The organism is Streptomyces sp. NPDC046887 (assembly GCF_040644755.1).
In the GTDB taxonomy this organism is placed as follows: domain Bacteria; phylum Actinomycetota; class Actinomycetes; order Streptomycetales; family Streptomycetaceae; genus Streptomyces; species Streptomyces lichenis.
In genome coordinates, this window is record NZ_JBEYXH010000073.1 from 1 (window position 1) to 2,555 (window position 2,555).

The window sequence follows — 2,555 nt, forward strand, 5'->3', positions numbered from 1 at the left end:
AAGTAAAAAATGAGAAATTATCATCTAAAAATTAAGGTTATTGTGATGTTATCCTTAAATCTTAGAGTCACTATTGTATAATTTAGACAAAGGACAAAAACATGAAAAAACGCTACTCAAAAGAATTTAAAGAAACCCTTATCGCCTTCTATCATTCTGGTCAATCCGTCACCCAGCTGTCTAAAGAATACGACGTGGCCCCTGCAACAATTTATAAATGGATAGACCTCTACTCTAAATCTAATGAAAGCTCCGTCTCTAAAGCTGATTTTCTAGAATTAAAAAGACAACTGGCTAAAGTTAAGGAAGAACGAGACATCTTAAAAAAAGTATTGACCATATTCGCCGAGAAAAAGAAGTGAGTGCTGCGGATATGGCTCATACCATACAAACTTTAGCACTCAATGTCAGACTAAGCTGTCAACTCCTTGGTGTTACTGAATCAAGTTATTATGAACGGATTAACCGACATCCATCTAAAACTCAATTAAGGAGACAATACCTGTCACTCAAAATTTCTCAACTCTTCAATGCTAACCGAGGAATCTATGGTGCTCCTAAAATTCATCATCTTCTACTTAAACAAGGGGAAAAAGTCGGGTTAAAACTGGTACAGAAGCTAATGAAGCAACTTCAACTCAAGTCTGTAGTCATTAAGAAATTTAAGCCTGGATACTCACTAAGTGATCACATCAATCGAAAAAATCTCATACAGACTGAACCTACAAAGAAAAATAAGGTTTGGTCAACCGACATTACTTATATTCCTACTCACCAAGTATGGGCTTATCTCTCAACCATTATGGATCGTTATACTAAAAAAGTCATTGCTTGGGATTTGGGCAAGCGAATGACTGTAGAATTAGTGCAAAGAACTTTAAATAAGGCCATTAAATCACAAGACTATCCAGAAGCTGTTATTCTTCATTCTGACCAAGGAAGCCAGTATACGAGTCTAGAGTATGAAGAGTTGCTTAAGTATTATGGGATGACTCACTCTTTCAGTCGAAGGGGATACCCTTATCATAATGCCAGTCTTGAATCTTGGCATGGACATTTAAAAAGAGAGTGGGTGTATCAATTTAAATATAAGAACTTTGAAGAAGCCTATCAGAGTATTTTCTGGTACATCGAAGCCTTTTATAATTCAAAACGAATCCATCAAAGTTTAGGGTATCTTACACCTAATCAATTTGAAAAGGTAAGTGCTTAAAATAAATAGATTAAAATTCTACGTTTGTTACTCTAAAAACTTGACTTAACGTCAAATGCCATAAAAGATAATAAAGTCCGTTTAATTATTTTCATTGTTTTTGTCCTTATCTTTTTTTCTTGCCATAGAAGTAAAACCAAAACATGACCATGCAAAAAACATAATTAACCAAAAATTATTATCCATATCTTTCTTAGTAAAATAAGCAATTAAACTTAATATCGCCACAACAAAATATAAATAATTACTATATTTAAAAAATTTTTTCATTGAAATATCCTCCATATACCCGAATTGCTAGTTGATTATTTAGCCATGACTTGATACCCGATAGAATATCTTAAAGTCTCTGGTTCCAGTGATTTAGCTGATTTTAACAGTAAAGAATACGCTAAAAGTATCATCTCTAATTTCAATTGAAAACCTTGAGGCGAACGACTTTTACAACGCTCAGCTCCTAGATTTGTCAAAAAAGAAAAAACTCGCTCAATCACTTTTCTATGTTTTGAAAAATTAGGGAAAAGGATTTTCTTTTGCTTCATGTTCTTCCTGACAGGTGTAATTAGATCAATTCCTTTTAATTCCAGCCTATCATGCAGTGACTGACCTAGATATCCCATATCTCCAAGGACTGTTGGTGTCCCAAATTGACTCAACACTTCCTCGGTCATTGAACTATCAGCCATTGAAGCAGGAGTAATTGTGTAGTCTATGACATAGCCTGATTCACTGACTAAAGCATGACATTTACATCCATAGAAGTACTGTCCCTTTGTAGCATTGTAGCCAACATTTGCATAATCTCCAAGAACTTTGCTTCTGAAATTACGAATAGGCTGACACAAAGGAAGGGGGAAGCTGTCAATAATGGATACACTCATTCCTTCAACCTCTTTAAAGACGAGTGCTTGGCGAATGACTTGGATACTCGGTAAGAGGGCATTACAACGGCGGACAAAGCGAGAATATTCTAGGAAATTAGGAAATAAACTTTGAGCCAGTTGGTGCTTAGCTTTAAGCGTTTCACTAAAATGCAGTACGCCCCATAGGTAACAAGCGATAACTAAGCAATCTGATGTTGCGAGATGGACGTTCTTTCGGTTTTGAACCTCAAGGGAAACCCTCGTTTGATAAAGCGTCTCAATGGTTGTCAGTAAATAAACAAAAACTTTTGGAAGTGTGCTATTATAAGTCATATAAGTCGTGCGCTTTCTAATGCTTAGTGGTTTAAGATTAGGATAGCACGACTTATTTATTTTCCAATGAAATTAACTAGCAATTCGGGTATAATAAAAGCATTTTTTAATATGATTACTGCTTTTATTATTTCCTCCAAAACTGT

At 35.0% G+C, this 2,555-nt stretch carries 2 protein-coding genes; one reads left to right on the top strand and one right to left on the bottom strand.

Annotated elements, in window-relative coordinates; translation table 11 throughout:
- The first annotated feature begins 101 nt into the window (after nucleotides 1-101).
- A protein-coding gene (locus tag ABZ945_RS32870; RefSeq protein WP_361277121.1) for an IS3-like element IS981 family transposase occupies nucleotides 102-1,213 on the top strand; the annotation gives its coding sequence in 2 pieces (ribosomal slippage) (nucleotides 102-318 and nucleotides 318-1,213; 1,113 coding nt in all).
- Between the two features lie 305 nt (nucleotides 1,214-1,518).
- Here the strand turns inward: ABZ945_RS32870 and ABZ945_RS32875 are convergent.
- Complete coding sequence (locus ABZ945_RS32875; RefSeq protein ID WP_361277123.1) at nucleotides 1,519-2,409, bottom strand: IS982-like element ISLll1 family transposase; 891 nt, start codon at nucleotides 2,407-2,409, stop codon at nucleotides 1,519-1,521.
- Between the last annotated feature and the right edge of the window lie 146 nt (nucleotides 2,410-2,555).